Annotated in this window: 5 protein-coding genes; 4 read left to right on the forward strand and 1 reads right to left on the reverse strand. The window is 60.6% G+C overall.

The genetic code is table 11. The features are described from left to right. Window positions 1-85, reverse strand: an 85-nt coding sequence (locus tag OCW50_RS32560) for an AbrB/MazE/SpoVT family DNA-binding domain-containing protein (RefSeq protein ID WP_315974516.1), incomplete at its 3' end; no start/stop codon positions are given. Between the two features lie 1,055 nt (window positions 86-1,140). On the opposite strand from OCW50_RS32560, the gene OCW50_RS32565 reads away from it, so the two are divergent. The 4 genes from OCW50_RS32565 to OCW50_RS32580 form a co-directional block, all read left to right on the forward strand. Continuing rightward, window positions 1,141-2,895: an adenylate/guanylate cyclase domain-containing protein gene (locus tag OCW50_RS32565; RefSeq protein WP_262300360.1), complete on the forward strand. Its 1,755-nt coding sequence runs from the start codon at window positions 1,141-1,143 to the stop codon at window positions 2,893-2,895. After that, entirely contained in the window at window positions 2,892-4,658 is a 1,767-nt protein-coding gene (locus tag OCW50_RS32570) for an adenylate/guanylate cyclase domain-containing protein (protein WP_262300361.1), read from the forward strand. The genes OCW50_RS32565 and OCW50_RS32570 overlap by 4 nt, the downstream gene beginning before the upstream one ends. Before the next feature lie 487 nt (window positions 4,659-5,145). Continuing rightward, a complete protein-coding gene (locus OCW50_RS32575; protein WP_262300362.1) occupies window positions 5,146-6,366 on the forward strand; it encodes a multidrug effflux MFS transporter in 1,221 nt (406 codons plus the stop codon). Between the two features lie 189 nt (window positions 6,367-6,555). Next, window positions 6,556-6,832 (forward strand): transposase (locus tag OCW50_RS32580; protein WP_262300363.1); only part of this gene is annotated, 277 nt, incomplete at its 3' end.

Below are 6,832 nucleotides of genomic sequence, written 5' to 3' on the forward strand. Positions count from 1 at the left end.
TCAGGTTCAACGCGTCGACGACGGCTGAGGGAAGGCGGACAGCAAGGGAGTTCCCCCACTTGGCGACCTGCATGATATCCTCCATGATATACGAAATGTTAGATGTATATCTAATTCGTGAGGTGCACCGAAGCAAGACCAGTGCAGCCTATCAAACCACTAATCAGAGATAACTGTTGTACAATATCTGCGGACAGCCGCATCTGGCCGTTTGGGATCGTTGCTGCGGCCGATCTCATGGCGTGACGAGGAGGGGAGGGGGCTGACCAAAACAAGCAGAAATGCCTTGAAAGTTAAGGTTCTGGCAGTTCCCTTAGGGAATGCGAGGCTCTCGCCGGCCTTCTCGGCCGAGATGCCGATAAGCGCCAGTTATCGATACCTAACTTCACGGCAAGAAGTCTCCATAACCAGCCGTAGTCAAAATGAAATAAACTTCGTTATCTTTTATAAACGCTTTCTATATCAAACTGTTAGTCTTACAGAGAGTAGAGCACAGGGGGTAAGCGCGGCCGATCGGGGACAAGCCCTTGGGGGCTACCCGGATGACGAGGTCGGCGAGTGGCGGGATCTTCGGCTGATGTCCGTTCAGTCTCAGCTGGTTGCCCGACAGGCGAAGAACGACAGTCCGAGCCTATGGCAGGTCATGAGCAGGCCCAGTGGCAGGTCTCGCGCCATGCGGATCAATCGCAGCGACAGCAACGACGATCACGCGGTCGTGCACCAAAATTTCGCCTGTCAACCTGTTCGGCTAGCGGGCAAGCGCGAGCGGAAAGGACTTATGTGAGTTGGTAATAGCATCATCGTTTCCCTCCATAGCCTGCGCGGCAGGACGCCCTACCTCATCCTCCGGCACGTCACTCCTGCGAGCTCGGCGATGACAGCTTTCGCTCCTATTTACCTGGCCCTCGTGCGCAGGGCACTCGACCTCGCTGGGGAGGAGCTTCGAGGTCACTGGATGATCGGTGAGATCATGATCCATGGGCGAAGCGCAATCCTTGTCCGCTATAGCTGGTCTGATGACGGACAGGCGGGCTCAGAAGCTTGAATATAAGCCCATGGGGCCTGCCACCAGATTGCCTCTGGACGAAACGCCCTTGGCACAGCACCATTGCTCCTCAACGCCTCCGTCACGGTGGTGAGATGACCAACCCTGCTGATCAGAAGGTACAAAGGCGTCTTGCGGCGATCTTCGCAGCCGATGTAGTTGGGTTCTCGGCGCTCATGAGCCAAGACGAGGAAGGCACCCTCGCGCAGGTGAAGGCGCTCCAGCTCGATGTGATCAGCCCAGCCGTTCAGCAGCATCAAGGCCGCGTGGTAAAGACTACCGGGGATGGCTTCCTGATCGAGTTCGCCAGTCCTGTCGAAGCTGTCCGATGCGCCCTTATCATCCAGAAGGCTCTTGTATTTGGTCCCCTCCAGCTCAGGATCGGGATCAACTTAGGTGACGTGATCATCGAACCAGACGGCGACATCTACGGTGAGGGGGTGAACATAGCCGCTCGCCTGGAGGCCCTCTGCGACCCTGGTGGAGTGCTGATCTCCGGCAAGGTCTATGACGAGGCCGAAGGGAAGGTTGATGGCACCTTCGAGAGCCAGGGCGAGCAGCAGGTCAAAAACATTGCTAAGCCGGTGCGGGTGTACGCACTTGGCCTGTCGAGCCCTGTGGTCACTCCAGTCATCTCGAAGGCGCTCCCCCTGCCAGACAGGCCGTCCATAGCGGTCTTGCCATTCACCAATATGAGCGGCGACCCGGAACAGGAGTACTTCGCAGACGGGGTAGTTGAGGACATCATTACGGCACTCTCGCACTTTCCCCGCCTGTTCGTGATCGCCCGCAACTCATCCTTCACCTACAAGGGACGCGCTGTGGACGTTCGACAGGTAGGGCAGGAGCTGGGTGTTCGCTATGTTCTGGAAGGCAGTGTGCGGCGCTCAGGCGAGCGGCTTAGGTTAACAGGGCAGCTGATCGACACTGGTGATGGGGCGCACCTCTGGGCTGAGCGGTTTGACGGCTCGATGCAAGACATATTCACTCTGCAAGACGAGATGACCAGCAGGGTGGTCGGGGCTATCGCGCCTCGGCTCCAGATGGCGGAGATCGAGAGGGCCAAGGGAAACCGTCCTGACAGCCTTGATGCGTACGACCTCTACCTTCGTGCTCTCGCGGCGGTCCGCGAGATGACGCTCAGGGACAGCGAAGAGGCGCTTGCTTATGTTGACCACGCCTTGAAAATCGATCCTGGATACGCCGTTGCAGCAGGACTTGGGGCTTGGGCCTCAACACTGCGTGTAGCGCAGAACTGGCCCGTGGATCGTGAGATTGAGAAGCAGCGGGGTTTTGCACTGGGCCGCCTTGCCGTTCTCAAGGGGCAAGAAGACGCGGACGCGCTGGGAGCAGGCGGTTATGCGATCGCGTTCCTAGGCGGGCAACTCCAGGAGGGGATGAGAGCCATTGAACGAGCCATCACCCTCAACCCAAATAACGCTATGGCACTCCAGCACGCCGGGTGGGTGCGCAACTACGCCGGTCAAGCTCGACAGGCTATCGAGGCACTTGAGCGCGCCGTGCGTTTGAGCCCCCGAGACCCCATGCTCTACCGGGCCCATGCAGCGCGAGCCGTCTCTCACCTGCTGCTGGGAGAGCTTGATGAGACAATTACTTGGGGGCTAAGGGCTATTGAGGAGAACCCGAACTACAACGTGACCTATCGTGCGGTGGCTGCGGCCTACGCCTACGCTGGCCGGTTCGATGAAGCCCGAAATATGATCGAGCGCCTCTCTGCCCTCGTTCCAGGAATTACGATCCGCGGCCTCCCCGAGCATGTCGTATTTAGTCAGTCAGGACGTTTGGATTACATGGTTGATGGCCTGCGCCTTGCGGGTATGCCTGAATGACGGCCCGTCGTCTTGCAGCGATCCTCGCGGCTGACGTGGTTGGCTTCTCTACCCATATGGGCCAGGACGAGGAAGGCACCCTTGCGAGGATCAAGAGCCTGCGCCGGGGAGTGGTCGAGGCTATGGTCGCGAACCACCGGGGGCGCGTGGTCAAAACTACGGGCGACGGCTTCTTGGTCGAGTTCTCCAGTCCTGTAGAGGCCGTCCGTTGTGCGGTGGAGATCCAGGAGGCACTCCCGGCAAAGGCATCTCAGGAGTCATCTCATGCTCTCCAACTGCGTATAGGCATCAACATCGGCGACATCATCATTGAGGAGGATGGCGACATCTACGGCGATGGGGTGAATGTTGCGGCTCGTCTTGAGCAGATGGCAGACGCTGGGGGTATATGGATTTCCGCTAAGGTGTACGAGGAGGTCCGAGATAAGCTCCCATACTCGTTTGAGGATCTTGGCGAGCAGACGTTCAAGAATATCGCGAGGGCGGTCAGGATCTATAGCCTTGCTGTCAGCCCCGAACGGTCTAAGACTGCTAAGTCAACTAAGCCTATCCTCTCCTTACCAGATAAGCCCTCTATCGCAGTCCTGCCCTTCACGAACATGAGCGGTGATCCCGAGCAGGAGTTCTTCGCTGATGGGATGACCGAGGACATCATCACGGGTTTGTCCCGGCTCAAGTGGCTGTTCGTCATCGCCCGCAACTCGACTTTCACCTACAAGGGCAGGGCTGTCGATGTTCGGCAGGTCGCTCGGGATCTTGGCGTCCGGTATGTCCTGGAAGGGAGTGTCAGGGCGTCTGGCAAGCGCATTCGCATCACCGGCCAATTGATCGACGCCGAGACCGGCAAGCACATCTGGGCCGAGAAATACGACCGGCATTTGGAAGATGTGTTTGCGGTGCAGGACGAGATCACCGAAAATGTCGTGGCGACGATTGAGCCGCACCTCTATGCTGAAGAGGGGCTGAGATCCTTGCAGCAGCCTCCTGAGAGTGTCGCGACGTGGGGCTTGGTTGTTCGCGCCATCACGCTAATCCATCGGGTTGAGCGGAAGGCCAACGAGGAGGCCCAGGCGCTGCTTGATCTCGCCATCCGCCGAGAGCCCTCCTATGCCCGTGCCTATGCCATCCTGGCGTGGGCCAAGTGGTGGCAGGTCTTCAGTCAGTGGTTTTCCAATCGGAACGGGGGCGCTGAAGGCCTCTATAGGGAAACCGAAGAACTGGCCGAGCGCGCCCTCGCCCTTGATCCTGACGAACCGTGGGCGCGGATGACCTTCGGTCTGACCCTCAGTGGGGCGGGTCATCACGACAGAGCTTTGGATCAGCTGCGCACCGCGCTCGAGACTCACCCGAACTGGGCCATGGGTCGCACGATGTACGGGGTAGCACTCCTTCGTGCCGGTTATTTCGATGAGGCGATCGCGCAGACCGGTCATGCCCTTCGCATGAGTCCGGTTGACCCTTTTGCGGGCATCTACACAGTGTTTCACGGGCTGGCGTTGCTGGCGGCGGGGCGATTTCCTGAAGCCCTTGTGTTTCTGCGCCGATCCATCAAAGGGCTGCCCGACCTTGTGAGCCACTACAACCCTCTGATCAGTTGTTGTGGCCACCTCGGCTTGGTGGAGGAAGCGCAGATGTACCTGACGAAGCGGAACAGCCTCACGGGCAGACCCTATCGCGTGAGTGTCGTCCGCCAGTCCATGAGCCGGTTTGCGCACGGTGACGTGTTTGTGGAAGGCTTGGTCAAAGCTGGCGTGCCCGAGTAGGCTCTCCTGGGGCAAAGGCGATCCTTGTTGCATCCGCTGGCAACAGTGCCGATAACGGTCAAGCTGCAAGGGTCTTTCCGGGACCGGTTAAAATGTGGGTGCGCAACTCAGCGGGGACTATCGCGCGTTCACCGGCCACTCCGGAGGAACCCCTCGCCCCAATCTATCACGCTTGCTTCTGCCGAGGTGAGCGGGACAGATTGGAAAGTGATCAGCTCTAGGAGCTTAGACCAAGTCTTCGGCTGCAGCCGAGGTTCCTCGCCGCGCACTGCAACACCATCGTACGGCCAACCATCGGATCTATAGGAGGGCGGGCATTCCGCCGTCGGCGCGGCACGTGTCCATCGTGGCGGCATGGGCATGGTGGTCTTGCCCCGCCCCGGGAGACGAAGCACTGTCGTGGCCTCACAGACTCGGTCAGCTTGTGCAATAAAGCCGCCCCACCGGCCAAGCTGTCTGCGGCGTCACCGAAAGCGACCCCGAACTCATGGACCACACCCCTGCCGCAGCGGCTCAGCCCACCGTGAAGCCTGGCTTTATTGCGCTGCTCATTGCCGTCTCCGCCGTGAGCCCGCTGGGGATCAATATGTATCTGCCCTCCATGCCCGCCATGGCGCGGGCCCTGGGGGTCAGTTTCACTACCATTCAGCTCACCCTGTCGCTCTATCTCGGCGCGATGGCCGTGGGGCAGCTGATCATCGGGCCCCTGTCCGACAGATTTGGCCGTCGCCCCGTGCTCCTGCTCGGCCTCCTCACCTTCGTCGCGGGATCCATCGTCTGCCTGGCGGCGCAGAGCATTGGCGTCCTGATCGTCGGTCGCATCGTGCAGGCGATCGGGGGCTGCGCCGGCATCACCCTGAGCCGCGCCATCGTGCGGGATCTCTTTGGACGCAATCAGGTGGCCAGCATGATTGCTTATGTCACCATGGGCATGGCGGTCGCTCCCATGATCGCACCGACCATCGGCGGCCTGCTCGAGACGCTGTTCGGCTGGCGCGCCTCATTCGCTTTTCTGATCGGGTTCGGCGGCCTCGCCCTGGTGTTCGCGTATTGGCGCCTGCACGAGACACACCACAGCCGCGCCGGAGGGGAGGCGGTTCGCGAACTCCTGCAGGGCTACGGCAGCCTCGTCCGGTCGCGCCCGTTCTGGGGCTACACGCTGGTGACCAGCTTCGTGTCGGCCATGTTCTTCGCCTTTCTGGCCGGCGCCCCGTATGTGATGATCGAGCTGCTGGGGCGCAGCCCGGCGGAGTACGGGTTGTATTTTGCCCTGGTGCCGTGCGGCTACATCCTGGGCAACTTCACCACGGGCCGCCTGGCCGCCACGATGGGACCGAACCGGATGATCCTGGGGGGCACGCTGCTGGCGCTGGCCAGCATCGCGGTCATGGCCGCGGTGATCGCTTCCGGCTTGCTGTCCCCGATCGCCCTGTTTGGGCCCATGCTGTTCATCGGGGTGGCGAATGGGCTGGTGCTGCCGAGCGGCATTGCCGGTGCGGTGAGTGTGAGGCCGGATCTCGCCGGCGCCGCATCGGGCTTGTCAGGCAGCTGTCAGATCGGGTTCGGCGCGCTGGTCGCTCCCGTGGTTGGCGCCGCCCTCAGCACAACTGTCTGGCCGCTGATCGCGATCATGACGATCTGCTCACTCCTGGCAGTTGCTTCGTTGTCTTTGGTTGTAGCTCCACGCAGGGCTGCTGAAGGCCGGTAGATCGCTTTCAGTTGCGCGGGTCGTATCACCGGAAAGATCAGGATTTTGCATGGAGCCGAAGGAGCTCGAAGGTCAGCAGCCGTAGGGTCATCGGACCATCACACGGCCAAGCTGAATGACTCAAAGTGACCCTGGCTGTGTCAAAACGCGGCAGATGGTATGATCTCCCTGCCATGTTTGGGGGATCCGATGAGACGCTTTGTCGACGGCGTGGATCGCATCCAGACCACGCTGTTTCCCGAAAGCCTGGACGACTGGGTTGATGAGAACAACCCGGTGCGCGTCATCGACGCCTTTGTCGAGGCGCTCGATCTGCGGGCGCTGGGCTTTGACGGGGTGGTGCCCGAAGCCACCGGACGCCCGTCCTACCATCCCGCCGTCCTGCTCAAGCTGTACATCTACGGCTATCTCAACCGGGTGCAGTCAAGCCGGCGCTTGGAGCGCGAGGCCGGCCGCAATGTCGAGC

This window comes from Microvirga sesbaniae, from assembly GCF_025460805.1.
GTDB lineage: Bacteria > Pseudomonadota > Alphaproteobacteria > Rhizobiales > Beijerinckiaceae > Microvirga > Microvirga sesbaniae.